Here is a 1,089-nt window from a genome sequence, read left to right on the forward strand (position 1 = left end):
TGTAGCGACCAGGGACGTTGTTGACAGTCGGCGTGGTGGCTTGATCACGGCGGAGACCTCCGGCAGGAGTGGCGGTGCTTGACGTCGCCGTTCCCAACCGGAGGTCTCCGTGGCCCACGCTAACGCCCGCACGACCCTGTATGCCCGCAAGCTGATCGTCGCCCGTGTCCTGGCCGGCCACCGCCCTGGGGAGGTGGCCAAGCAGTTGGGCGTCAGCCGACAGACGGTCTACAAGTGGATGCGCCGCTGGCGCGCCGAGGGCGAGGCCGGGCTGCTCGACCGCTCCTCCCGGCCGCACCGGATGCCGCGCAAGACGTCGGCGGAGACGACCGCGGCGATCGTGGCCGCCCGCACCGAGCACCACGCCGGGCCGCTGCGGCTGGCCGCGATCCTCGGCATCGCGGCCTCCACGATCGGTGTGGTGATCGCCCGCGCCGGCATGCCGCGGCTGGCCGAGGTGGACCGGCTCACCGGCGAGCTGCTGCGCGGGCGGCGGCACAGCGACCGCCGCTACGAACGCCAGCGCCCCGGCGAGCTGCTGCACGTCGATGTGAAGAAGCTCGGCCGGATCCCTGACGGTGGGGGCTGGCGGGTGCACGGCCGCAGCGAGGAGGTGCGCGGACGCGGCCTGGGCTGGGACTACGTGCACGTGGCCATCGACGACCACACCCGGCTGGCCTACGCCGAGGTCCTCCCCGATGAGCGCACCGCCACCTGCGCTGACTTCCTCACCCGGGCGGCGGCCTGGTTCACCGGCCAGGGCGTCACCGTGGAGCGGGTGCTGACCGACAACGCCCTGAGCTACCGCCGCGGCGCCGCCTGGATCGCCGTCTGCACCCGCCTGGGCATCGGCCGCCGGTTCATCCAGCCCGGGCGCCCCTGGACCAACGGCAAGGCCGAGCGGTTCAACCGCACCCTGCAGAGCGAGTGGGCCTACGCCACCGGCTGGACCAGCAACGACCAGCGCACCGCCGCCCTGGACTGCTGGCTGAAGCACTACAACACTGCCCGCAGCCACTCCGCCCTCGAAGGTCAGCCACCGATCAGCCGCCTCGCCGCGTGAACAACCTGTCTGGTCGCTACAGCTAG

Annotated in this window: 1 protein-coding gene; it reads left to right on the forward strand. The window is 72.5% G+C overall.

The features are described from left to right. Positions 1–109: 109 nt before the first annotated feature. Positions 110–1,063 (forward strand): IS481 family transposase, encoded by a 954-nt coding sequence (locus E9529_RS21430; RefSeq protein ID WP_236833278.1) that lies wholly within the window; start codon positions 110–112, stop codon positions 1,061–1,063. Positions 1,064–1,089 lie beyond the last annotated feature (26 nt).

The organism is Blastococcus sp. KM273128 (assembly GCF_021698975.1).
GTDB lineage: Bacteria > Actinomycetota > Actinomycetes > Mycobacteriales > Geodermatophilaceae > Blastococcus.